The sequence below is a fragment of the Amycolatopsis anabasis genome (genome assembly GCF_009765355.1).
Classification (GTDB): domain Bacteria; phylum Actinomycetota; class Actinomycetes; order Mycobacteriales; family Pseudonocardiaceae; genus Amycolatopsis; species Amycolatopsis anabasis.
This window is the reverse complement of the sequence record NZ_VTHK01000010.1, coordinates 44,555-68,230: the sequence shown is the minus strand read 5'-3', so window position 1 is coordinate 68,230 and position 23,676 is coordinate 44,555. Positions and strand designations below refer to the sequence as shown.

General features: G+C 71.7%; 25 protein-coding genes. 15 read left to right on the top strand and 10 right to left on the bottom strand.

Annotated features, from left to right (window positions below):
• Positions 1–126: 126 nt before the first annotated feature.
• From FXO23_RS15390 to FXO23_RS15370, 5 genes are all read right to left on the bottom strand, one after another.
• A complete protein-coding gene (locus tag FXO23_RS15390; protein WP_158885314.1) occupies positions 127–651 on the bottom strand; it encodes a DUF5753 domain-containing protein in 525 nt (174 codons plus the stop codon).
• A gap of 96 nt (positions 652–747) precedes the next feature.
• Positions 748–1,695, bottom strand: coding sequence for a glucosyl-3-phosphoglycerate synthase (locus tag FXO23_RS15385; RefSeq protein WP_158885312.1), 948 nt, complete (start codon positions 1,693–1,695; stop codon positions 748–750).
• A complete protein-coding gene (locus FXO23_RS15380) occupies positions 1,692–2,363 on the bottom strand; it encodes a lysophospholipid acyltransferase family protein (protein ID WP_158885597.1) in 672 nt (223 codons plus the stop codon). The genes FXO23_RS15385 and FXO23_RS15380 overlap by 4 nt, the downstream gene beginning before the upstream one ends.
• 82 nt (positions 2,364–2,445) lie before the next feature.
• Positions 2,446–3,069, bottom strand: coding sequence for an LOG family protein (locus tag FXO23_RS15375; RefSeq protein ID WP_158885310.1), 624 nt, complete (start codon positions 3,067–3,069; stop codon positions 2,446–2,448).
• A 115-nt stretch (positions 3,070–3,184) separates the two neighbouring features.
• On the bottom strand, positions 3,185–3,952 hold the full coding sequence (locus FXO23_RS15370) for an LOG family protein (RefSeq protein ID WP_425484866.1): 768 nt from the start codon (positions 3,950–3,952) through the stop codon (positions 3,185–3,187).
• A 76-nt stretch (positions 3,953–4,028) separates the two neighbouring features.
• On the opposite strand from FXO23_RS15370, the gene FXO23_RS15365 reads away from it, so the two are divergent.
• The 4 genes from FXO23_RS15365 (at position 4,029) to FXO23_RS15350 (ending at position 11,046) form a co-directional block, all read left to right on the top strand.
• Positions 4,029–5,348, top strand: coding sequence for a helix-turn-helix domain-containing protein (locus FXO23_RS15365; protein ID WP_158885306.1), 1,320 nt, complete (start codon positions 4,029–4,031; stop codon positions 5,346–5,348).
• A 390-nt stretch (positions 5,349–5,738) separates the two neighbouring features.
• Positions 5,739–8,003: a M4 family metallopeptidase gene (locus FXO23_RS15360; RefSeq protein ID WP_158885304.1), complete on the top strand. Its 2,265-nt coding sequence runs from the start codon at positions 5,739–5,741 to the stop codon at positions 8,001–8,003.
• A 96-nt stretch (positions 8,004–8,099) separates the two neighbouring features.
• Positions 8,100–9,698, top strand: a complete 1,599-nt coding sequence (locus FXO23_RS15355; protein WP_158885595.1) for a M20/M25/M40 family metallo-hydrolase — start codon at positions 8,100–8,102, stop codon at positions 9,696–9,698.
• 31 nt (positions 9,699–9,729) lie between these two features.
• Positions 9,730–11,046 (top strand): helix-turn-helix domain-containing protein, encoded by a 1,317-nt coding sequence (locus FXO23_RS15350; protein ID WP_246257279.1) that lies wholly within the window; start codon positions 9,730–9,732, stop codon positions 11,044–11,046.
• 30 nt (positions 11,047–11,076) lie between these two features.
• Here FXO23_RS15350 and dapE read toward each other — a convergent pair whose 3' ends face one another.
• Complete coding sequence (gene dapE / locus FXO23_RS15345) at positions 11,077–12,141, bottom strand: succinyl-diaminopimelate desuccinylase (RefSeq protein WP_158885300.1); 1,065 nt, start codon at positions 12,139–12,141, stop codon at positions 11,077–11,079.
• Between the two features lie 44 nt (positions 12,142–12,185).
• Between dapE and FXO23_RS15340 the strand changes: the two genes are divergently transcribed.
• Genes FXO23_RS15340 through FXO23_RS15330 form a run of 3 tightly spaced genes read left to right on the top strand, consistent with a single transcriptional unit; the run spans position 12,186 to position 14,675 of the window.
• Positions 12,186–12,620, top strand: a complete 435-nt coding sequence (locus FXO23_RS15340) for a hypothetical protein (protein WP_246257278.1) — start codon at positions 12,186–12,188, stop codon at positions 12,618–12,620.
• 29 nt (positions 12,621–12,649) lie between these two features.
• Positions 12,650–13,633, top strand: a complete 984-nt coding sequence (gene dapD / locus FXO23_RS15335; RefSeq protein ID WP_158885298.1) for a 2,3,4,5-tetrahydropyridine-2,6-dicarboxylate N-succinyltransferase — start codon at positions 12,650–12,652, stop codon at positions 13,631–13,633.
• A gap of 55 nt (positions 13,634–13,688) precedes the next feature.
• Positions 13,689–14,675, top strand: coding sequence for a CHAD domain-containing protein (locus FXO23_RS15330; RefSeq protein WP_246257277.1), 987 nt, complete (start codon positions 13,689–13,691; stop codon positions 14,673–14,675).
• A gap of 228 nt (positions 14,676–14,903) precedes the next feature.
• Here FXO23_RS15330 and FXO23_RS15325 read toward each other — a convergent pair whose 3' ends face one another.
• Positions 14,904–16,343: an FAD-dependent monooxygenase gene (locus FXO23_RS15325; protein WP_158885296.1), complete on the bottom strand. Its 1,440-nt coding sequence runs from the start codon at positions 16,341–16,343 to the stop codon at positions 14,904–14,906.
• Between the two features lie 75 nt (positions 16,344–16,418).
• On the opposite strand from FXO23_RS15325, the gene FXO23_RS15320 reads away from it, so the two are divergent.
• Positions 16,419–17,057, top strand: a complete 639-nt coding sequence (locus tag FXO23_RS15320) for a TetR/AcrR family transcriptional regulator (protein WP_246257276.1) — start codon at positions 16,419–16,421, stop codon at positions 17,055–17,057.
• Here the strand turns inward: FXO23_RS15320 and dapC are convergent.
• From dapC to FXO23_RS15305, 3 genes are all read right to left on the bottom strand, one after another.
• On the bottom strand, positions 17,051–18,148 hold the full coding sequence (gene dapC, locus FXO23_RS15315; RefSeq protein ID WP_158885292.1) for a succinyldiaminopimelate transaminase: 1,098 nt from the start codon (positions 18,146–18,148) through the stop codon (positions 17,051–17,053). The genes FXO23_RS15320 and dapC overlap by 7 nt on opposite strands.
• Positions 18,145–18,465 carry a ferredoxin gene (fdxA, locus tag FXO23_RS15310; protein WP_158885290.1) on the bottom strand — a complete coding sequence of 107 codons (321 nt, stop codon included), beginning with the start codon at positions 18,463–18,465 and terminating at the stop codon, positions 18,145–18,147. The genes dapC and fdxA overlap by 4 nt, the downstream gene beginning before the upstream one ends.
• Before the next feature lie 140 nt (positions 18,466–18,605).
• Positions 18,606–18,785 (bottom strand): hypothetical protein, encoded by a 180-nt coding sequence (locus FXO23_RS15305; protein WP_158885288.1) that lies wholly within the window; start codon positions 18,783–18,785, stop codon positions 18,606–18,608.
• 34 nt (positions 18,786–18,819) lie between these two features.
• Here FXO23_RS15305 and FXO23_RS15300 point away from each other — a divergent pair, with 34 nt between their 5' ends.
• The 7 genes from FXO23_RS15300 (at position 18,820) to FXO23_RS15270 (ending at position 23,589) form a co-directional block, all read left to right on the top strand.
• Complete coding sequence (locus FXO23_RS15300) at positions 18,820–19,575, top strand: GNAT family N-acetyltransferase (protein WP_158885286.1); 756 nt, start codon at positions 18,820–18,822, stop codon at positions 19,573–19,575.
• On the top strand, positions 19,572–20,573 hold the full coding sequence (gene cofD, locus FXO23_RS15295) for a 2-phospho-L-lactate transferase (protein ID WP_158885284.1): 1,002 nt from the start codon (positions 19,572–19,574) through the stop codon (positions 20,571–20,573). Before FXO23_RS15300 ends, cofD begins: the two co-directional genes overlap by 4 nt.
• Positions 20,566–21,906, top strand: a complete 1,341-nt coding sequence (locus tag FXO23_RS15290; protein WP_179956776.1) for a coenzyme F420-0:L-glutamate ligase — start codon at positions 20,566–20,568, stop codon at positions 21,904–21,906. The genes cofD and FXO23_RS15290 overlap by 8 nt, the downstream gene beginning before the upstream one ends.
• Positions 21,903–22,436 carry an NUDIX hydrolase gene (locus tag FXO23_RS15285; protein WP_158885280.1) on the top strand — a complete coding sequence of 178 codons (534 nt, stop codon included), beginning with the start codon at positions 21,903–21,905 and terminating at the stop codon, positions 22,434–22,436. Before FXO23_RS15290 ends, FXO23_RS15285 begins: the two co-directional genes overlap by 4 nt.
• A gap of 163 nt (positions 22,437–22,599) precedes the next feature.
• Entirely contained in the window at positions 22,600–22,959 is a 360-nt protein-coding gene (locus tag FXO23_RS15280) for a GntR family transcriptional regulator (protein ID WP_158885278.1), read from the top strand.
• A gap of 19 nt (positions 22,960–22,978) precedes the next feature.
• Entirely contained in the window at positions 22,979–23,209 is a 231-nt protein-coding gene (locus FXO23_RS15275; RefSeq protein ID WP_179956775.1) for a hypothetical protein, read from the top strand.
• Positions 23,210–23,241: 32 nt separating this feature from the next.
• On the top strand, positions 23,242–23,589 hold the full coding sequence (locus tag FXO23_RS15270) for a hypothetical protein (protein ID WP_158885276.1): 348 nt from the start codon (positions 23,242–23,244) through the stop codon (positions 23,587–23,589).
• Positions 23,590–23,676 lie beyond the last annotated feature (87 nt).

Here is a 23,676-nt window from a genome sequence, read left to right as displayed (position 1 = left end):
TATAGGCGTCCTGCGCAACCGGTGAAGGGACCTCGGATGGACGCACTTCTGCGGCACGCACACCGAACTCCTCGCGAACTCCGGCTACTACGCCAGTCGCCGGCAGGCCGAACGGGCACGCGAACGCTAGCGGTCGCCCAGGTTCCGCAACACGTCCCGCGGCACCTCCGCGAGGTTTTCCACCCGCCGCAACGTGGTCTCCGTTTCCACGTAGACGACCGGCGGCGCGTCGGCGAATTCCATCAGCGCGAACGGTTCGGCGTGCCGCGGATCGGTCCCCGAGGACGCGGGCACCACCCGCACCGAAACCTGCGGCCGGGTGCCCACCCGCGCCAGGTGCCGCAGTTGCCGGGCCATGATGTCGTTGTCGCCGATCGGGGAGAGCAGGGCGCGCTCGTGCACGAAGAACGTGTACCGCCCGGGATCCGGGCGGTCGAAGACGTCCTGGCGGGCGATGCGGATGGCGACCCGCTCGTCGATTTCCTCCGCCGGAATCTCCCGGTCCCGCAGCATCGAGGCGCGGGCGTAATCGGCGGTCTGCAACAGGCTGGGAATCAGGTCACCCGAATAGGCCGTAATGCTGATCGCCCGATTCTCGTAATCGACGAGTTGGCGCATTTCCGCGGACAGCCGCATTGTCTTCCGATCCATGTCCCCGAAGCTAGTCCGGGTGTCGCCGAATTCGGCGGCCCGGGGACCGAATGCACCTGAAAGATTCCTCGATTGCCCGGGGGGCAACAGGCGAACCTAACCCTCGGCTGATTCCGCGCCCGGCGGGCGCAGCCCGGCCAGCACGTCCCGCATCGGCGGCCGATCGGCGACCAGAACGTCCGTGCTGTCCGGCAGCCATTCCCCGGAAACCTGGACGAACTGGGTCAGCCGCGCCGGGTCGTCCTGCGCCACGCCGCAGCGGGCGAGCGCGGTCCCCAGGATCTGGCGCGCCATCACCCCGAGTTGCAGCAGCGACCGGTTGCGGTGCTTGCGGACGCCGAGGTTGACCTGGGCCAGCGCGTCGAGCCCGTAGCGCGCCTCCGCGTCGAGCAGCAGGCCGATCTCCACGCCGTACCCGGCCGCGAACGGCACCGATTCGAGGAATTCCCGGGTCGCCGCGTACTCGCCGCCGAGCGGCTGCACGATCCCGGACAGCGCCGGGCGCAGCGCGGACAGCACCGGGCGCGCGAGCAGTTCGGTGACCCGGCCGCCGCCGGTGCCGATCTCCGCGGTCTCCAGCCGCAGCGGCCGCCGGTAGAACCCCTTGACCATCCGCACCCCGTGCTCGCACAGCAGCGGACCGAGCAGCGCCGGGACGAAGGCGGGATCCGGGTCGACCAGGTCCGAGTCGAGGAAGACCACCAGATCGCCGCGGGTCGCGGCCAGCGAGCGCCACAGCACCTCGCCCTTGCCCGGCAGCGGCGCCCAGCCGGGGAGCACGTCCTCGCGGCGCACCACCCGGGCGCCCGCGCGTTCGGCGATCGGCACGGTCGCGTCGGTCGACCCCGAATCGATCACCACGAGTTCGTCCACAAGGGAACCGAGATGCGGCAGCACCGAGGCCACCACGCGGGCGACCGTGTCCTGCTCGTTCAGCGCCGGGAGCACCACCGACACCGTGCGCGAGCCCTTGACGCGAGCGAGTTCGCGGGACGTCCACGGCGGGTGCTGCCAGGTCCGCCCGGCAAACCAGTCGGCGCTCAAGCGGCTTCGCCCGGCCGTTTGTGGTAGCGGTCGACGTACTCCTGGCCGGAGAGCTCGGAGATCGCGTACATGACCTCGTCGGTGACCGCGCGCCGGATCGCGGGCGAGTTCTCCATGCCCTCGTAGCGGGAGAAGTCCAGCGGCTCGCCGAACGTGACGGTGATCCGGCAGATCCGCGGGATCTTCCGGCCGCCCGGCTGCAGGTTCTCGGTGCCGGCCAGCGCGACCGGGACGACCCGCGCGCCGGTGGCCAGCGCGAGCGCGGCGACCCCGGTGTGCCCGCGGTGCAGGCGGCCGTCGAGCGACCGGGTGCCCTCCGGGTAGATCCCGAACGCCTCCCCCGCGTCGAGCACCTTGCGCGCCGCCTCCAGCGCGGACAGCCCGGCCTGGGCGTTCCCCCGCTCGACGGGCACGTAACCGAGCGCGGAAACGAACCTGGCCATCATCCGGCCGCGGAACCCGGTGCCGGTGAAGTACTCGGCCTTGCCGAGGAACCGGACGACCCGCGGCGCGACCATCGGGATCACCGCGGTGTCCAGGGCGGCGCGGTGGTTGGACGCGAAGATGATCGGTCCCTCGAGCGGGATCCGCTCCGCCCCCGACACGTCCGGCCGGTAGAGGAAGCGCGCCAGCGGGGCGAGCAGCCAGCGGATCAGCAGGTGCACCAGGACCCTCCTCCAGGGCGAACGCGAGCCGGGCTCACCAGTCGCCCGTACCTACTCGACGGTACAAGAAGGTGCCGGCAGGAGGTCAGGTCCACTTCGCGACCGAGGTGGGCTCGAACTTCGCGAACGCGTCCAGCAGGGCCGCCGGATCGGCGTCGAAGGAAATCAGGTCGCGATGTTCCTGCCGCAGGAAACCCTGCTCCACCATGTGGTCCACAAACGTCCACAAGGGACGGTAGTAGCCGTTCACGTCGATCAGGCCGATCGGCTTGCCGTGCAGCCCGAGCTGTGCCCAGGTCCACACCTCGAACAGCTCCTCCAGCGTCCCCGCCCCGCCGGGCAGCGCGAGGAACCCGTCGGAGAGTTCGGCCATCTTCGCCTTGCGCTCGTGCATCCCGGGCACCACATGCAGCTCGGTCAGGTTCGCGTGCGCGATCTCCACCCGCATCAGGTGTTCCGGGATCACGCCGACGACCTCGCCGCCGTTGGCCAGCACGGCGTCGGCGACCACGCCCATGATGCCGACGCTCGCCCCGCCGTAGACCAGCCCGATGCCCCGTTCGGCCAGCAGCTTGCCGAGCCGCATGGCCTGCTCGGAATACTCCGGCGAGTTCCCCGCCGAAGAACCGCAAAATACGCAAACCCTCTTCGGTGTTTCCCGTGAGCCCGCGCGCGACACGATCGCGTCACCGGGGCTTGACTCGTTCATTTGGCTTCCCTTTCGTTGTCCGGACGCCGCGCCGCCACGATCGCGGGGCCTCCGGCCAAAACGCGCTCGGTGGTCACCACGAGTGCCGCGGCGCGGCTCCACGAGATCCCCCGCATCAGTGCGTGTCCTCCCAAGCCTGGTAGGCCTCCAGCACGACCTGCACCGCGTCGTCGATGTCGTCGGTGACGTGCAGCAGCGCCGCGTCCTTCTCGCTGATCTTGCCCTCGGCGAGCACGGTTCCGGTGATCCACTCGTACAAGCCACCCCAGTAGGAACTGCCGAACAGCACGACCGGGAACTTCGTCACCTTCTTCGTCTGCACCAGCGTGAGCGCCTCGAACAGCTCGTCCAGCGTGCCGAACCCGCCCGGCAGGCAGATGAACGCCTGCGCGTACTTGATGAACATCGTCTTGCGGGTGAAGAAATAGCGGAAGTTCACGCCGAGATCGACCCACGGGTTCATGCCCTGTTCGAACGGCAGCTCGATGCCGAGGCCGATGGACAGCCCACCGGCCTCCGAGGCGCCCCGGTTCACCGCCTCCATCGCGCCGGGCCCGCCGCCGGTGATCGCGGCGAAACCCGCACCGGCCAGCGCGGCGCCGATCTTGCGGCCCAGTTCGTATTCCGGATGGTCGCGGGGCGTGCGGGCCGAGCCGAACACGGTGACCGCGCGCGGCACCTCGGCGAGCGCGCCGAAACCCTCGACGAACTCCGCCTGGATGCGCAGCACCCGCCACGGATCGGTGTGCACCCAGTCGCTCGGCCCGCGCGAATCCAGCAGCCGCTGGTCGGTCGTGGTGTCCTCGGACCGCCGATCCCGCCGCAGCACGACGGGCCCCCGATGCCGCTCCGGTGGGTGCTCGGGGTACTGCTCGCCGGTCACCGCTTCTGGTCGCTCGCTCACTCCAACAGCCTAGGGGAGCCCGCCATCGGATTGCCGGTGATCTACCGTGAGGCGAATGACGCTCGGGTGGCCGGAAGCCGGTGCCGGAGAAGGCCTCGGGGAGAGGATCCGCCGCCTTCGGGTCGCGCGCGGGTGGACCCAGCGGGAACTGGCCGAGCCCGAGTACAACCGCGGTTTCCTGGCGAAGGTCGAATCCGGCCAGCGGTCACCGTCCGAGGAAGTGCTCGGTTACCTGGCCCGGAGGCTCGACCTCGACGTCGACGACCTGCGCTACGGCCGCCCGCCCGGGCTGGCCGAAGCCATGTGGGCCGAACTCGACGAGGCGTACCGGTCGCTCGCGCAGGGCCGGATCGAACGCGCCGAGGCCACCTTCGTCGACGTGGAGACCCGCGCCGCGCGGTTCCACCTGCCCGGCGTCGAGTGCTACGCGCGGTTCTGCCTGGCCGAGGCGCGCTGGCAGCGGTTCGACATCGCGGGCGCGACGGTCGGCTTCGAACACGCCGAGCGGGTCGCGGCGGCCGCGCCGCCGTGGCTGCGGGCGATGATCGTGCACCGCTGGGCGGGCTGCCAGTACCTCTCCGGGTTCGCGACGACCGCGGTCGCACGGGTGGAGGGCGCGCTCAGCGAGTTGCGGGCCGGTGACCGGCCCGATCCGGACGCCGAACTCGCCCTGCTCACCGCCCTGATCCACCCCCTGGTGGAAATGGGCGACCTGCGCCGGGCGCGGCGGGCGGCCGAGGCCGGGGACCGGATCGCGCCCGCGGCGAACCGCGCGGACTTCGTCGCCCGCTTCCACCGGCAGGCCGCGCAGCTGTGGCAGGCGGTCGGGCACGCGGACCGCGCGGACGCGGACCTGTCCGAGGCGCTGCGGCTGTGGTCCGCGCTGGGATTCGACCGGGACATCGCGCGCTGCCGCTGGGCGCGCGGGTTCCTGCTGCGCGAGGTGGGGCGCCTGGACGAGGCCCACGCGGAACTGACCCGGGCCCGGGACCTGCTCGCCGGGATGGACTCCCAGGAGGGCGTCATCGGCGCGACGATCGAACTGGCCGAGGTCCGCCGCCGCCAGGGCGCGCTGGACGAGGCCGAGGCGCTGATCCGGGAGATCCGGCCCCTGCTGGAAGCCTCGCCCGACGTGGAGGCGCGGGCCGAGGCCACCCGGCTGCTCGGCCTGCTCGCCCGCGCCCGCGGTGACCTGCCGCGCGCGGAAGCCCTGTTGCGCCGGGCCGCCGAGGACCAGGAACGGGCGGCCCTGCGCACCGCGCTGGTGACCACGTCGCTGCATCTCGGCGACGTGCTGCGCGCGCAGGGCAGGCTCGACGACGCGGTGGCCGCCTACCGGCGCGGGGTTCGCGGTGCCGACCTACTTTCCGAGTAGTCCGAATGGCGAATTGACGCGGACCGCGAGCCGTCCTTTACTCGAATAAAGCGTCCATAAGAATAACGGCAGTTATTACTCGGGACGCACCAGAGGCATAAAGCTCCGGCATACCCCCGTGCGGTCGGCGCTCCCTGCCATGCCTCTCCCGGCGCCGACCGCACGGCCCCGAGCCGACCAGGGCCTACCTACTTTCCGCGTAGGCCGAATGGCGAATTGACGGAAGTCGTTGATCGCTCTTTACTCAACGAATGCGCCTATAGGCATAACTCTAGTTATTCCATCAGGCGCATCCCTGCACATGGTTTGACGATCACCGCGCGGACGGCACCTCCCTGCCTCGCCTTTCCGGCGCCGGTCGCGCGGTCCTGCCCTGGAAGGAATCCATCCATGTCATCCCAGCGAGGGCCGAGAACGGGCTTGGCGGCGATAGCCGGCCTGGCCCTGACGTTCGCCCTGCCGGTGATCCCGGCGAGCGCGGACACGACCATCCAGCAGACGGCGGACCCGCAAGCACTCGCGGCCACCGCCTCGGACCAGGCCGCCGCGGCCGGGCTCGACCGGCTGCGCAAGGGCGTCGGCGAAGCGTTCCACCGGGTGCTCACCACCCCCGGCGCCGGTGGCCTGTTCTACTCCGGCTACGAACGCACCTACCGCGGCCTCCCGGTGGTCGGCGGCGACGCGGTCGTCGTCGCGGACGGCCAGGGCCGGGTGCGCGACACCACCGCCGCGGAGACCGCGCCCATCGCCGTGGACACCACCGCGAAGATCGACGCGGCCAAGGCCGCCGAGGTGGCCCGCCGCCAACTGCCCGCGGTGGACGGGGTGGACTCGCCACGGCTGGTGGTGCTGGCCGGAAGCGCGCCGAAACTGGCGTACGAGGTCGTGGTGAACGGCCGGACCGACAAGGCGCCGAGCAAGCTGCACGTGTTCGTGGACGGCACCAGCGGCGCGGTCCTCGACACCCGGGACGACGTCCGCACCTACGCGCCCGCGGCACAGGCCGCGCAGCCGCAGGGCGACGTTTCGATCGCGGGCACCGGGAACAGCTACTACAACGGCAACGTCACCATCAACACCACCCAGTCGGGCAGCCAGTACTCCACAGTGGACCCGACGCGCAGCGGCATCCGCTGCGGCACCAACAGCAGCAAGCAGCCCTTCACCGGCCCGGACGACGCCTGGGGCAACGGCTCCGGCACGAACCTGGAAACCGCCTGCGTGGACGCGCTCTACGACGTCCAGCGGGAATGGGACATGCTGCGCGAGTGGCTGGGCCGCAACGGGATCAACGGCAACGGCGGCGGCTTCCCGGCATGGGTCGGCCTCAACGCGGTCAACGCCTACTGGGACGGCAGCTCGACCACGTTCGGGCACTCCCAGGACAACCAGCGCCAGGCCACCCCGATGGACGTCGTGGGCCACGAGTACGGGCACGCGATCTTCCAGACCACGCCCGGCGGCGCGGGATCGGGCAACGAGAACGGCGGGCTGAACGAGTCCACCGGCGACATCTTCGGCGCGCTCACCGAGCACTACGCCAACAACCCGAACGACCCGCCGGACTACGAGGTCGGCGAAGAGGTCAACCTGGTCGGCCGGGGCCCGATCCGCTACATGTACGACCCGTCCCGCGTCGGCGACCCGAACTGCTACTCCTCGTCCATCCCGAACACCGAGGTGCACGCGGCCGCGGGTCCGCAGAACCACTGGTTCTACCTGCTCGCCGAGGGCACCAGCCCGGGCGGCGGCAAGCCGAACAGCCCGACCTGCAACAACTCCTCGATCACCGGCATCGGCATCCAGAAGGCCGGGAAGATCTTCTACAACGGCCTGCTGAAGAAGACCTCCGGCTGGAACCACCGGGCCGCCCGCAAGGCGACCCTGGAGGCCGCGATCGCGGTGTTCCCGGGCAGCTGCACCGAGTACGACACGGTGAAGAAGGCCTGGGACGCGGTGAGCGTGGCCGCGGTGGCCGGTGAACCGACCTGCACTTCGCAGCCGGGCAACGACTTCTCGATGACGCTCAGCTCGACCTCCGGCACCGTCCAACCCGGACAGTCGGCGACGGTCACGGTGAGCACGCAGACCACCAAGGGCAACGCGCAGACGGTGAACTTCACCGCGAGCGGCCTGCCCGCGGGGGCGACCGCGACGTTCAACCCGGCCTCCGTGCAGTCCGGGGCGACCTCGACGCTGACCATCACCACGTCGAGCAGCACCCCGAACAGCACCACGCCGATCACCATCAAGGCCGATGGCGCCGACATCGACCACGAGGCGCAGTACACCCTGACCGTCGGCTCGGGCGACATCCGGAGCTTCAGCAACGACGCCGATTTCCCGATCCAGGACTTCGGCACCGTGCGCAGCCCGATCACGTCGTCCGCGTCCGGCACCGCGACGTCGCCGGTGCAGCTGTCGATCACCGCGAAGCACACCTGCGCCGAGGACCTGCGGATCAGCCTGCAGTCCCCGGCGAACAAGTCGTACTCGGTCAAGGCCACCGGATCGGTGCCCTGCACCGAATTCGGCACCCGCACCTATTCCGTGCCGGTGACCGGGGAGAACGCGAGCGGCACCTGGACGCTCGTGCTCTACGACGCCTACTCGCAGGACACCGGGACGCTCGACAGCTGGAGCATCACGCTCTAGCGCGTGCCCACCGAATTCCCGCGCGGCGGCACCGGAGGAGCCCGGTGCCGCCGCGCGGGCGCCATGCTTTCCGCTCCCGAACGGAGATTTCTGGTCATGAACACGAAGAAGACCCTGCGGGCCGGGCTGGCGGCACTCGCCGGGCTCGCCCTCACCCTGGCCGTTCCGGCCACCCCGGCCCAGGCGCAGACCACGACCGCCGCCGCGCCGGACATCTCGCTCGCCAACGTCAAGGCGCATCTGAACCAGTTCCAGAGCATCGCCCAGCAAAACGGCGGGAACCGGGCCCCGAGCGGCGGCTACACCGCCTCGGTGTCCTATGTGGAGCAGAAGCTGCGGGCCGCGGGCTACACCGTGAACCGGCAGACCTGCACCAGCTGTGCCGGGCAGACGCAGAACCTGATCGCCGAATGGCCGAAGGGCGACGCCAACCAGGTCATCATGCTCGGCGCGCACCTGGACAGCGTGAGCGCCGGGCCGGGCATCAACGACAACGGCTCCGGGTCGGCCGCGATCCTGGAGACCGCGCTGACCCTGGCGCAGCAGAACCCGGAAATGGTCAAACGGGTCCGGTTCGCCTGGTGGGCCGACGAGGAATCCGGGCTGCGCGGATCCCGGTACTACGTCAGCCAGCTGCCCGCCGCCGAGCGGACGAAGATCAAGACCTACCTCAACTTCGACATGATCGGGTCGAAGAACTGGGGCCACTTCGTGTACGACGACGTGGCCTCGATCAGGGCGGTCTTCGACGAGTACTTCGCCTCGATCAACATCCCCACCGAGGGCGACACCGAAGGCGACGGCCGGTCCGACCACGCGTCGTTCAAGAGCGCGGGCATCCCGGTCGGCGGCCTGGCCACCGGCGCGGGCTACACCAAGAGCAGCGCACAGGCGCAGAAGTGGGGCGGCACGGCCGGGCAGCCGTTCGACAACTGCTACCACCGCGCGTGCGACACCATTTCGAACATCCCGGACACCCCGCTGGACCGCAACAGCGACGCGATCGCCTACGCGGTGTGGAAACTGGCGGTCGGCACCAGCCAGAGCCGGGACTTCTCGCTCTCGCTGAGCCCGTCCTCCGGCACCGTCCAACCCGGACAGTCGGCGACCGTCGCGGTGAACACGCAGACCACGGCCGGGGCGGCGCAGACGGTGAACCTCTCGGCGAGCGGCCTGCCCGCCGGGGCGACCGCGACGTTCAACCCGGCCTCCGTGCAGTCCGGGGCGTCCTCGACGCTGACCATCGCCACGTCGAGCAGCACCCCGAACGGGACCTCCACGATCACCGTGACCGGGGACGGCGCCGAAGTCGACCGCACGGCCCAGTACACGCTGACCGTCGGTTCGGGTGACGTGCGGATCTTCCGCAACGACACCGATTTCCCGATCGCCGACTTCGGCACCGTGCGCAGCCCGGTCACTTCCTCGGCGTCCGGGTCCGCGGCGTCGCCGGTGCAGCTGTCGATCACCGCGTCGCACCCGTGTTCCGAGGATCTCCGGATCAGCCTGCAGTCCCCGGCGAACAAGTCGTACTCGGTCAAGGCCACCGGATCGGTACCGTGCACCGAATTCGGCACCCGCACCTATTCCGTGCCGGTGACCGGGGAGAACGCGAGCGGCACCTGGACGCTCGTGGTATATGACGCGTATTCACAGGACACCGGGACGCTCGACAGCTGGAGCATCACGGTCTGAGCAGTCTGAGCAGAAGGTGAGGCGGGCTTTCGTGAACGGCTCGTTCGGCGCCGAACCGGCGAGCCGGGCGCGGGAGCCCGTCGGCGCCCGGTTGCGGCGGCTGCGGTCCGAGCGCGGGCTGACCCAGCGCGCGCTCGCGCAGCCGCACTACACCGCGGCCTACGTGTCGTCGGTGGAAAGCGGGAAGCGGACCCCGTCCGGTGACGCGTTGCGGCATTTCGCCGACCGGCTGGGGCTCGACCCGGAGGAACTGCTGACCGGGCGCTCACCGCAGCAGGTCATGCTGCTCGACCTCGGGCTGGTGGAGGCCGCGCAGGCGTTCCTGGCCGGGCGGCCGGACGCCGCGCGCACCCGGTTGCGGCGGCTCTGGCCGGAAGCCGATCGGCTCGGGCAGGCCCGGCAGTCCGGGCTGGCCCGGCTGTGGCTGGCCCGGGTCGAGCTGGCGAGCGGGGACCTCGCGGCGGCCGAGGAGCACCTGCGCGCCGCCGAGCGCGCGCTGGAACCGGACACGCCGCCGGTGCGCGCGCTGGCGGTGCCGGTGCGCGCGCTGGTGCTGGCCGAGGCGGGCGAACCGCATTACGCGACCTACCTGCTGCAGAACTGCCAGGACGAGCTGCTGCGCGCCGGATACCGGGATCCGGTCGTGCTGCTGGCGTTGCGCGCGCTGCTCGCCGATCTGCACCTGCGGCTCGGCGACGTCGAACGCGCGGGCGAGTGCGCGCGCGGGGCGCTGCGGCTCGCGCGGCTCGGGCCCGAGGACGGGGTCACCGAACTGATCGGCCACTACGCCGGGTTGTGCCGGGCGCAGCTCGCCGAGGACCGGTTCACCGACGCGGCGGTGGCCGTGGCGCACGCGCACGACCTGGTGCACGAGCTCGCGTTGCGCCCGGCGATCGCGCGGTGCCTGCTGGCGCGGGGCCGGATCCGGCGGCTCGGCGGCGACCGGCGCGGCGCGCTGGCCGATCTGCGGGCGGCCCGGGAGTCGGCGGCGGCCGGCGACCTGAGCGCGATCACCCTGGAACTGGCCGAGGTCAACCGGGAACTCGGGCGGCTCGACGTGGCGGCGGAACTGCTGGACGAGGTGCTGCGGGCACTGGGCACCGACGATCCGCTCGCCGCGGCGGTGCGGTACGAGTTCGGCGCGCTGGCGCTCGCGCGGGCGGACGAACCGGCGGCGGAGGAACACTTCCGGGCGGCGATCGAGGTGGCGACCCGGTTGAACGCGCGCGGCCCGCTCGCGGTGTCGCTGGACCGGGCGGGCGAGCTGCTCTGCTCGCAGCACCGGCTCACCGAAGCCGCCGACCTGCTCCGCGACGGCCTCCTCACCCTCGGCGCCACCCCCGACTGACCCCGAAAGTGCGCGCACTTTCGAGCGGGGTCAGGGGCGCAGGAAAGCCTTCAGGATCTTGGTGACCTGGGTGATTTCCGCGGTGGCCACGTTCTCCTGCTGGGTGTGCGCCAGGGTCGGATCGCCGGGGCCGAAGTTGACCGCGGGCATGCCGAGCGCCGCGAACCGGGCCACGTCCGTCCACCCGAGTTTCGCCGCGGCCTCGCCGCCCGCGGCCGCCACGAGTTCCGCCGCGGCGGGCGCGGACAACCCGGGCAGCGCCCCCGGCGAGGAGTCCACAACGGACAGTTCGTACCCGTCGAACACCTCGCGCAGATGGGCCTCGGCCTGCGCCGGCGTGCGGTCCGGGGCGAACCGGTGGTTGACCGCGAGCACCGCCTCGTCGGGCACCACGTTCCCGGCCACCCCGCCCGCGATCCGCACGGCCTGCAGCCCTTCGCGGTAGGTCAGGCCGTCGATGTCGACCACCCGCGGCCGGTACTCGGCGAGCCGCCGCAGCGGTTCGGCGAGCGCGTGGATGGCGTTGACGCCCATCCACGCCCGCGCGGTGTGCGCCCGCTGCCCGGCCAGCGGCAGCTCGACCCGCATGGTCCCCTGGCATCCGGCCTCGATCACCGCGTTCGACGGCTCCCCGACCACCGCGAGATCGCCCCGCAGCCAGTCCGGCAGCTCCCGCTCGATGCGGCCGAGGCCGTTGCGGACCGCCTCGACCTCCTCGCAGTCGTAGAAGACGAACGTCAGATCGTGGCGCGGTTCGGTCACCGTGGCGGCGAGGTGCAGGAACACCGCGTCCCCGCCCTTCATGTCCACGGTGCCCAGGCCGTGCAGCCGGTCGCCCTCCCGCCGCAGCGGCAGGTTCCGGTTGACCGGCACGGTGTCCAGGTGCCCGGCGAACACCACCCGCGACGGGCGGCCCAGGTGCGTCCGGGCGAGCACCGCGTCGCCGTTGCGCACGACCTCCAGGTGCCCGGCCTGTGCGGTGAGCGCGGCCTGCACGGCGTCCGCGATCGCGCGCTCCTCCCCCGAGACGCTCTCGATGTCCACCAGCGCGGCGGTGATCTCGACGGGGTCGGCGAGCAGATCCAGCGAACTCATGGGCCGGACGCTACCGGGGGCGCGTGCTGCGTACGGTGAGGGGCGTGCGAAGGATTCTGGTCGCCGCGGGCGGCGCGCTGGTGCTCATGCTCGCCGGATGTTCGAACGAGGCGGGCCCGAAACCGGGCCGCCCGGCACCGGACCCCGGCCCGGAAGCGCTCCAGGTGAAACTGGACGCGCTGGCCGTGGACCCGTGCTTCGTCGCCCCGGAGAAGCAGAAGCCCAAGGGCTGTGAGAAATACGTCACGCAGCTCGCGAACACCGCGCTCACCGCGCGCAAGCTCGCCGGGACCCGCAACCCCGGGCTGGCCGCGCAGGCCGATCAGCTGGACAAGGCCGTCGCCACCTATCGCGACAAGGGCTGCAACGCCGCCGAGGACCCGGGCACCGCCCCCTGCGGCCCGGCCCTGACCGACATGTCCGCCGCCCTGCGCGCGATCAAGGCTTCGCTGCGACAGAGTCAGGCCACGACGGGCTGAGCGATCCCCGCTCGGATACCGTGGCGATCGTGAGCGAGCAGAGCCCGAATCCCGAGAGCACCGGCGCCTCCGGCGTCGGCCTGGCGACCGTCCGGCCCGACGGAACGGTCCTGGACACCTGGTTCCCCCAGCCGAAACTGCGCGAAGCCGGCACCGGCGGCACCGAGCGGCTGACCCGCGAGCAGGCCGTCGAGGCGCTCGGCGAAGACGCCGCCGCACTCCTCGGCGAGGACAGCGCGCGGGGCGTCGAGGTAGTCGCGGTGCGCACCGAGATCGGCCGCCTCGCCGACGCCCCGGCCGACGCCCACGACGTCTACCTCCGCCTGCACCTGCTGTCCCACCGGCTGGTCCAGCCGCACGGCCAGAGCCTGGACGGCATCTTCGGCCTGCTGGCCAACGTGGTCTGGACGAACCACGGCCCGTGCCCGGTGGAGGGCTTCGAGGCCACCCGGCTGCGGCTGCGCGCCCGCGGCCACGTGACCGTGTACGGCGTGGACAAGTTCCCCCGCATGGTCGACTACGTCACCCCCACCGGCGTCCGCATCGCCGACGCCGATCGCGCGCGGCTCGGCGCGCACCTGGCCAGCGGCACCACCGTCATGCACGAGGGCTTCGTGAACTTCAACGCCGGCACGCTGGGCGCCTCGATGGTCGAGGGCCGCATCTCGGCGGGCGTGGTGGTCGGCGACGGCACCGACGTGGGCGGCGGCGCCTCGATCATGGGCACGCTCTCCGGCGGCGGCAAGGAGGTCATCTCGGTCGGCGAGCGCTGCCTGATCGGGGCCAACGGCGGCTGCGGGATCTCCCTCGGCAACGACTCGGTGATCGAGGCCGGGCTGTACATCACCGCGGGGACCAAGGTCGTGGTGGAGGGCCGGACGGTGAAGGCCCGCGAACTCTCCGGCATTTCCGGCGCGGTGTTCCGGCGCAACTCCTCCACCGGGTCGGTCGAGGTCGTCCCGCGGACGGGGGCCGGGATTGAGCTGAACGCGGCGCTGCACGCCAACGACTGAGTGCGGTTTCCGCAGGCTAGGGCGACATAACCGCAGTTCACCTAGTATTCACCAGGTGAGCACCGAAACGTTGCGCGAAGAACCGCCCGGCAAGCCCCGGACCGCGACGCCGACGCCGGCGGAGATCGGCCTGCCCGAGGAGCCGCTCACCGCGAAACCCGCGGACCCGCCCGCGACGCACGTCCGGGCCCGGCTCGACGCGCTGGCGCGCACGCTGCTGGCCCACGAGGCCGGGACCCGGTCCGGAGTGGACCCCGAGGATCTGCACCAGATGCGGGTCGCGGTCCGCCGGATGCGCAGCGTGCTCAAATTGTCCGGTGGCTTGCTCGGCCCGGCCGCCGAGCCGGTGCGCGCCGAACTGGGCTGGCTCGGCGCCGCGCTCGGCGAGGTGCGCGACTACGACGTGCTGATCGGCCACCTGCGCGCCACGGTCGCCGATTTCGAGGCCGTGGACCAGTTGGCCGCGCAACGGCTGGTGGCCACGTTCGTCGCCGAACGCGGCAAGGTGAAACGCAAGCTGACCAGGGCGTTGAACAGCACCCGGTACGCCACGCTGCGGACCTCGGTGGCCCAGCTCGCCCGCCCCGCGGTGCGGGAGGCGACCGAGGCGCCCCCGGCCGCGGTGGCTGCCCGGAGTGATCTGGTGGGCGCGCTGCGCAAGGCGTACCGGAAACTGCACAAGGCGGTGGCCGCGCTCGGCCAGGACCCGGTCGACGACGATCTGCACGATCTGCGCATCCTCGGCAAACGCCTGCGCTACGCGGCCGAACTGGCCAAGCCCGCGGCCCGCAAGAAGCAGGCGAAGGACGTGAAGGCCCTGATCGGCGCGGCCAAGCACCTGCAGGAGGTGCTCGGCGACCACCAGGACGCCGTGGTGGCCGCCGAACGGATGCGCGCCCTGGTGGAGACCGCGTCCGACGCGAAGATCGGCTTCATCGCCGGGCGGATCGCGGAACGCGAACTGGCCAAACGCGCCCGCGCCCGCGCAGCCTGGCCCGCCGCCGTCACCGGGATCGACCAGGCCGCCCAGCACCTGCTCTGAGGGGCGGGTCGTGAGGTGCTGCCCGAAAGTGCGCGCACTTTCGGGCCTGCGTCGAGGCGGCACCTTCTCCCCGGCCACGGTGACCTCCTTGCCTGCGCGAGCGAGGGAACCGGGTGCTGGCCAAGGCGGGAGGAAGGGACCTTCGCTCACGAATAGCTGTAGTAAAGGTCCCCCGCTCCGGTTGAACCGGAGCAAAGGTCCCTTCCTCCCGAGCGCGACGCCCCGGGGTCAGGCGGCGGTGAATTCCCGGAGGTAGCCGTCCGGCCGGACGAGGACCCGGGTGCCCTCGGCCACGTCGTAGGCGGCGAACGCGTGGCCGTCCACGTCCACCAACGCGTCCCCGGTGACCGCCTGGCCGGGTCGCAGCACCCGGTGGACGTGCACGCCCGGCTCCGCCTCGGCCGGTCCGCCGCCGAACGCGAGCAGGGTGGCGTGCGGCCCGCGGAACAGGTCGAACAGGCGCACCTGCTTCCCGTTCGCGTCCGCCACGGGCGCGTCCGGCGCCCGGTCCCCGGCCCGCACCGACCCCGGCCGCGCGCGGTCGTCCCGGGACAGCGGGCTCCCCCGGTACCCGATGTCGAGCTGCCGCGTCTCCTCGCCCCGCTCGTGCGCGTCGGCGGCCCCGTCGGTGTACTTCCGCAGCAGCTCGGAGCTGACGCCCAGCACCCGCGCCGCGACCGGCAGCCGTTCGGCCTCGTAGGTCGCCAGCAGTTCCGGATCGCCCGACGCGAGCTTCCAACCCAGGTTGTAGGCGTCCTGGACGCCGGTGTTCAGCCCCTGCCCGCCGGTCGGCGGGTGCACGTGCGCCGCGTCGCCCGCCAGGAACACCCGTCCCTGCGCGAACCGCTGGGCCAGCCGCACGTTCGGCCGCCAGATCGTGGACCACACCAGGTCGCGCAGCCGGAGATCGGACCGCCCGGAGTACTGCTCGAACAGCCGTTGCAGGGTCGCCAGCGAGCTGTCGTCGGCGTCGAGCGGGGTCGCGAACTGGAAGTGGTCGCCGCCGGACAGCGGGGTGAGCCCGATCCCGGCCATCGGCTCGTCCGCCCGTGCGAACCAGTAGCCGAAGTCGTGGTCGAGGCCGTCCACCCGGACGTCCCCGAGCAGCATCCGGATCGATTCGTCCGTGGTGCCCTCGAACGGGATCCCCAATGCCTTGCGCACGAAGCTGCGCCCGCCGTCCGCGCCGACCAGGTACGCCGCGCGAACCGTTTCGGTGGCGCCGCCGCGGGTGAGCGTCGCGGTCACCCCGTTCTCGTCCTGTTCGAACGCCGTCAGCTCGGTGGCCAGTTCGACGCGCACCCCGAACTCGGCCAGCCGGTCGCGCAGGATCGCTTCGGTCCGCGACTGCCCGAGAAACCACGCGTTGGGGTAGGGCACCGCGGGCGTGGGCTCCCGCCATTCGGCCATCCGGCGTTCCCCGGCGAACTTCCCGTCGAGGTGGACGCGCGTCACCGCGGGCGGCGCCCCGGCCGCGAACACCGCGTCCAGCACGCCCAGATCGTCGAAGACTTCCAGCGTGCGGGGCTGCAGGCCGTCGCCGCGCGAACCGGCGAAGTACTCGGCGGCCTTGTCCACGACGCGCACGCCGACCCCGCGCCGGGCCAGTTCGAGGGCCAGCGTCAGACCGGTCGGACCGGCCCCGCTGACGAGGACCTGAACGTCCACGATGACTCCTTGAATGAATTTAGATTCAGTGAATATGAATTCAGTTTGCCCGCTGCTAGCGTTCGCGTCAAGGAGGTGGGGGTCGTGACGACAAGCCGCAAGGAGAAGGCGGCGGAGACCGAGGCGGCCTTGAAGGAGGCGGCCAAGCGCGTCTTCGCCGAGCGCGGCTACCTGAACACGAAGATCACCGACATCACCCGGGAGGCGGGCCGCGCGGCGGGCTCGTTCTACAACCACTTCGCGGGCAAGGAAGAACTCCTGGAAGCCCTGCTCGCCGATCTGTCGGCCGCCGGGGACGCCAGCGCCGAACTGCCGGAGCACAGCCCGGACTTCACCGATCCGGCGGCGGTGCGCTGGCACATCGCGGCCTACTGGCGGTTCTACCGGCAGAACGCGGCGACCCTGGTCGCGCTGCGGCAGGCGGCGATGGTCAGCGACGACTTCGCGCGGACGCTGGCCCGGTTCGGCGCCCGGGAACAGGCGGACGTGGCCAGTCACCTGGCCCACATCGTGCGCGCCGGGATGCGGCTGCCCGCCGAACCGGAGACCACGATCGCGATGATGTTCGGCATGGTCGACAGCTTCGCGCAGCTGTGGCTGGTACCGCCCCGCCCCGAGGGCTGGCGGGAGCTGTCCGACGACGAAGCGATCGACGCGCTGACCAGGTTCGTCTACCGCGGCCTCACCGGCCGCGACCCCGAAGGGGGCTACTGAGCCAGGCGCTCCGCGGCGACGTCCACGCGCTCGTCGGTGGCGGTCAGCGCGATCCGGACGTGCTGGGCGCCGGCCGGGCCGTAGAACGTGCCCGGGGCCACCAGGATGCCGCGTTCGGCCAGCCAGCGCACGGTTTCCCAGGCGTCCTCACCCCGGGTCGCCCACAGGTAGAGCCCGGCCTCCGAATGATCGATCTGGAAACCGTTGTCCCGCAACGCCTTGCGCAGCACGGTCCGGCGCCGGGCGTAGCGGTCGCGCTGGGCGGCCAGGGCCTCGTCGTCGACGAGCGCGGCGACCATCGCCTCCTGCACCGGTCGCGGCACGATCATCCCCGCGTGCTTGCGCACCGCGAGCAACTCCGCGACCAGCGCCGGATCACCGGTGACGAATCCGGCCCGGTAACTGGCCAGGTTGGCCGATTTGGACAGCGAGTGCACCGCGAGCAGGCCGTCGGTCCGTCCACCGTGGACCGACGGGTGCAGCAGGGAAACCGGTTCGGCGTCCCAGCCCAGCGCCAGGTAGCACTCGTCGGACACCACGATCACGTCCCGCTCGCGGGCCCATTCGACGACCTTGCGCAGGTGGTCGACGCCGAGCACGCGACCGGTCGGGTTCGACGGCGAGTTGAGCCAGATCATCGCCGGGCGCTGCGGTCCGAGCGCGACGAGCCCGTCCGAACGCAGCACCGACGCCCCGGCGAGCAGCACCCCCACCTCGTAGGTGGGATACGAAAGTTCCGGGATGACCACCGTGTCGCCGGGGCCGAACCCGAGCAGCCGCGGCAACCAGGCCACCAGCTCCTTGGAACCGATCGTGGGCAGCACCGCGTCCGGCTCGAGGCCTTCGACGCCGTGGCGGCGGCTCAGCGCGTCGAGTGCCGCCGCCCGCAGCGCGGGGGTGCCGTGCGTGGCCGGGTACCCGGGGATCTCGGACACCGAGGCGAGCGCGTCCCGGATACCGGCCGGGACCGGATCGACCGGGGTGCCGATGGACAGATCGACCGCCCCACCCGGATGCGCGTGCGCGGTCGCCTTGTGCCCGGCGAGCGCGTCCCAGGGAAAGTCGGGGAGTTCCGGAGCCCGCCGCGTCATTCGCCCTGCGGGGGCAGCTTCTTGATCCAGTCCGGATCGTGCGCGGTCTTGCCCACCTTGGAGGCGCCGCCGGGCGAGCCGAGCTCGTCGAAGAAGTCCACGTTGGCCTTGGTGTAGTCGGCCCACTGGTCGGGGACGTCGTCCTCGTAGTAGATGGCCTCGACCGGACAGACCGGTTCGCAGGCACCACAGTCGACGCACTCGTCGGGGTGGATGTAGAGCATCCGCTCACCCTCGTAGATGCAATCGACGGGACACTCGTCGATGCACGCCTTGTCGAGCACGTCGACGCAGGGCTCGGCGATCACGTAGGTCACTGCGCTCTCCTGCTTTTCTTCTGCGGTCTGTCAGCATTCGGGACATTACGCGGTCAGCGCCCGAGGTTCACTGGTAAGGCCACCCTTAATCACCACGGGTTAACAGCGTTCATAGTTGAAGCATACCCAAAGTATGCGAACTACCGCGCTCGGCGATTCTTGGGCGGCGGAACGCGTTTGTCCCCGGTGACCACGAAGCGCGGCCGCTCGGGCTCGGGCTCGTCGCTCTTCTTCCTGGCGCCGAGCGCGCGGGTGAAACTGTCCGCGATCTCGTTCACCAGGTCTTCGTTGTGCCGGTCGTCCTTGCGCGAGACGCTCATCAGCCCTCCTCCAGTCCTCAAGCACAATGTAACCGTGTACTCGGTCCTGACGCTGGAACAAGCCTGCGCGGACGCCTGGCCGCCCCTGGTCGGCGACAAGATCGGTGACTGGCGGTTGCGCGCGGCCGCCGGGTTCACCGGGCGGGCGAACAGCGCGCTCGCGGTCGGTGATCCCGGGATGCCGGTGGCACGCGCCCTGGAAATCGTCTGTGACTTCGCCCACTCGAACGGGATCCCGCCGATGGCGCACGCGATCCGCGGCGGCGCGGTCGAGGACGCGCTCACCGCGGCGGGCTGGACGCCGCACGCGACGCACCCCAGGGGGTTCGAGGTCAGCGTGCTGACCGCCCCCGTCGACGGCGCGACCGCGCCGGAGGTGCGCGTGCTGGACGCGCCGACGCCGGACTGGTGGCGGCTCGCCGCGGGCTCGCCGGAGCCCACCGCGGCGCAGCGGCACGTGCTCACCGGCGCCCCGCTCGTCGGCTACGGCGTGGCCGAGGCCGGCGGCGAGACGGCGGGGACGGTGCGCGCGGCGGTGGTCGACGACCTCCTGCACATCAGCGTGCTCGCGGTGGATCCGGCCTTCCGGCGGCGCGGCCTGGCGAAGGCCCTGCTCCGGGCGGGCGGCGCGTGGGGAGCCGAACGCGGCGCGCGGACCTGCGTGCTGCAGGTGGCGACGCACAACGACCCCGCGCTCGGGCTCTACCGGGCACTCGGCTTCACCGAACACCACCGGTACCGGTACTGGGTGCCGGCCGTCGGTGCGGCGTGCGAGGATCCGACATCGTGAAGGTTGTCGTAGTAGTCGGCGGAGTGGGCGGCGCCCGCTTCCTGCTCGGGGTGAAGGCCGCGCTCGGCCTGCCCGCGGTCGGCGCCGTGCCCGAGGGCGCCGCGCACCAGGTCACCGCGCTGGTGAACACCGGGGACGACGTGTGGATGCACGGCCTGCGGATCTGCCCGGACCTGGACACCTGCATGTACACCCTGGGCGGCGGGATCGACACCGCGCGCGGCTGGGGGCATGCCGGGGAGACCTGGACGGTCAAGGAGGAGCTGGCCGCGTACGGCGCGGAGCCGACCTGGTTCGGGCTGGGCGACAAGGACATCGCCACGCACCTGATCCGGTCGCGGATGCTGCGCGCGGGCTACCCGCTGTCCGCGGTCACCGAGGCGCTGTGCGATCGCTGGCGGCCGGGGGTGCGGCTGCTGCCGATGTCCGACGACCGGGTGGAGACCCATGTCGTGGTGGACGACCCGGAGGAGCCGAGCCAGCGCAAGGCGTTGCACTTCCAGGAATGGTGGGTGCGCTACCAGGCCGAGCTGCCCGCGCATTCGATCGTCCCGGTCGGCGCGGACGAGGCGTCGGCGGGCCCGGGCGTGACCGACGCGATCGCCGAGGCGGACGCGGTGCTGTTCGCCCCGTCCAATCCGGTGGTCTCGATCGGCACCGTGCTTTCGGTGCCGGGGGTGCGCGAGGCGCTGCGCAAGACCGAGGCGGGCGTGGTCGGCATCTCCCCGATCATCGGCGGGAAACCGGTGCGCGGGATGGCCGACGCGTGCCTCACCGCGATCGGCGTGGAGACCTCCGCGGAGGGGGTCGGGCGGCACTACGGTTCGCGGCAGACCTCCGAGGACGGGCTGCTCGACGGCTGGCTCGTGCAGTCCGGCGAAAAGGTGGACGTACCCGGGGTGGCGGTCCACGCGGTGCCGCTGCTGATGTCCGATGTGGACGCGACCGCGGCCATGGCGCGCGCCGCGCTCGAACTGTCCGGAGTGGACTTTGACTGATCACGCGTCGAACCGGCTGGAGATCCTCCCGGTCGAGGGCCTGCCCGAGTTCCGCCCCGGCGACGATCTGACCGGCGCGATCGCGGACCGCGCGCGGTGGCTGCGCTCCGGCGACGTCGTCGTGGTCACCAGCAAGATCGTGTCCAAAGTAGAGGGTCGATTGGTCCGCGTGCCGGAGGATCCCGAGGCGCGGGACGCCGCCCGGCGCAAGCTGGTCGAGGAGGAGGCGGTCAAGGTCGTCGCCCGGATCGCGCGGACGCTGATCACCGAGAACCGGCTCGGCATCGTGCAGGCGGCCTCCGGGGTGGACGCGTCCAACGTCGCCGGGAACGAGGTGGCGCTGCTGCCCACCGATCCGGACGCCTCCGCGCTGGCGCTGCGCAACGGGCTGCGCGAGCGGCTCGGCGTCGAGGTGGCGGTGGTGGTCACCGACACCATGGGGCGGGCCTGGCGGGTCGGGCAGACCGACGCCGCGATCGGCGCCTCCGGGCTGCGGGTGCTGCACGCGTACGCCGGTGAGGTGGACGGCCAGGGCAACGAGCTCGCCGTCACCGAGGTCGCGGTGGCCGACGAGGTCGCCGCCGCGGCGGATCTGGTGAAGGGCAAGCTCGGCGGGACCCCGGTGGCCGTGGTCCGCGGGCTGAACCTGGTGGCGGACAACGAATCGACCGCGCGCGACCTGATCCGCCCGGTCGCCGAGGACCTGTTCCGGCTCGGTACCCGGGAGGCGATCGCGCAGGGCCGCCGGGAGGCCGTGCCCGCTCGCCGGTCGGTGCGGGAGTTCTCCGGTGAGCCCGTCGATCCGGAGGCGGTGCGGCGGTCCATCGGCGCCGCGCTGACGGCGCCCGCGCCGCACCACACGCATCCGGTACGGTTCGTGTGGCTGCGCACGCCGGGGCTGCGGAAGTCGCTGCTGGACGCGATGCGCGAGGCCTGGCGGGCCGATCTGGAAGGCGATCCGTTCACGCCGGAGCAGGTCGAGAAACGGCTCAACCGGGGCAACATCCTGTTCGACGCGCCCGAGGTGGTGCTGCCGTTCCTGGTGCCGGACGGCGCGCACACCTATCCGGACGCGCGGCGCAACGCGTGCGAGCACACGATGTTCACCGTCGCGGGCGGGGCCGCGGTGCAGGGCCTGCTGGTGGCGCTGGCGGCGGAGGGGCTGGGCTCCTGCTGGATCGGGTCGACGATCTTCGCGGCCGACGTGGTCCGCGAGGTGCTGGACCTGGAGCCGAACTGGGCACCGCTGGGCGCGGTGGCCATCGGCTACCCGGCCCGTGCACCGGGGCCCCGGCCGCCCCGCGAACCGGGTGAAGGGCTGGTCGAACTGTGAGCCTGCACCTCGACACTTCGTCCACTTTGGACAAATGGCGCCCGTTCGAGGCGAGCCAGGAGTCGCTGCGGCAGGCGTTCCTCGGCTTCCTCGCCGCGCGGGAGGACGCGTGCGCGCGTTCGTGCGCGGCCGGGCACATCACCGCGTCGGCGGTCCTGCTGGACGCCGACGGCACGCGGGTGCTGCTCACCCTGCACCCGCGGGTGGGCCGCTGGCTGCAACTCGGCGGCCACTGCGAACCCGAGGACGCGACCCTGGCCGGCGCGGCCCTGCGCGAGGCGCGCGAGGAATCCGGCATCGACGGCCTGCGCATCGACCCGGAACCGGTGCACTTGGACGTGCACCCGATCACCTGCTCGCTCGGCGTGCCGACCCGGCACTTCGACGTCCGCTTCACCGTGCACGCCCCGCGCGGCGCGGAACCGGTGCGCAGCGAGGAATCCGACGACCTCCGCTGGTGGCCGATCGACGCCCTGCCTCCGGGCTGCGAAGACCTCGCCCCCATGATCACCGCCGCCACCCTCCGCTGACCACGCGCCCGCAGGAAGGGACCTTCACTCCGGTTCAACGGGAGCGGGGGACCTTTACTCCGGTCTTTCGGTAGTAAAGGTCCCCCGCTATTTTTGCCGGCTTTGTATCGAGGTTTGTGCTGGGGGTCGGCGCGAGGCGGCGGAGCGGGATACGGTTTCCCGCGTGAACCTCAGCGTGGACAGCGACTCCCCGGTGCCGCCGTACGAGCAGGTTCGTTCCGCGCTCGCCGGGCAGATCAACGACGGCACCCTGCCGGTCGGCGCCAAACTGCCCACCGTGCGCAAACTCGCCGCCGACCTCGGCATCGCGCCGAACACCATCGCGCGGGCGTACCGCGAACTCGAGGAGGCCGGGCTGATCGAGACCCGCGGCCGGGCCGGGAGTTTCGTCGGGGCCTCCGGCGACGAGAGCCGCGAACGCGCCCGGCAGGCCGCCGCCGAGTACGCCGCCACCGCCCGTAGGCTCGGCCTGAGTCCGGGTGAAGCGCTCGCCATCGTGACCGCCGCGGTGGAAGGCGCCTGAAAGGGGAGGAAGCGCGTCCATGGGGATCACGATGCTGCTCATGTTGCTCGGCCTGGTGATCGTCGCCGGTGGCGTGGTGCTGGTGGTGGTGCTGGTCAGCAGCAACAACAAACCGAAGCCGCCGCCGTACCCGCCCTATCCCCCGCAGTACCCGCCCCAGCAATACCCGCCGCAGCCCCCGTACCCGCCGGGCCAGCAGCCACCGCCCCCGCCCGGCCAAACCGGCCCGCCACCACCCGGCTGGCACTAGGCTGAGACCCCGGAACGGAAACGGGGGGTCCGATGAATCTGGCACGGGTCAGGGTCCACGGCAGCGGCGACGGTTTCACCGTCTGGCATCTCGTGTTCATCCTGGTGGTCATCGCCATCATCGTGACGATCGTGCTGGTGCTCAAACACCGGAACAAGCAGCGGCTGCGGCAGGCGCGGTTCGGGCAGCAGCAACCCTTCTCGCCCCAGTACCCCGGCCCGCCGCCGCAGTACCCCGGGCCACCGCAGGCCTACCAGCAACCCCCGCAGCCCCAGCCCTACCAGCCGTTCCCCCAGCAATACCCGCCACAATCCGCCCAGCAGTACCCACCACCCCAGCAATACCCGCCCCCGGGCCACCAGCAACCCCCGACCTGGTAACCGCTCTCGCGAGTCCCCCGTTCCGGACGTGCGAGTTCCCCGTTTCGGCACACCGAGTTCCCCGTTCCGGTAGGCCGGGCGGGCAAC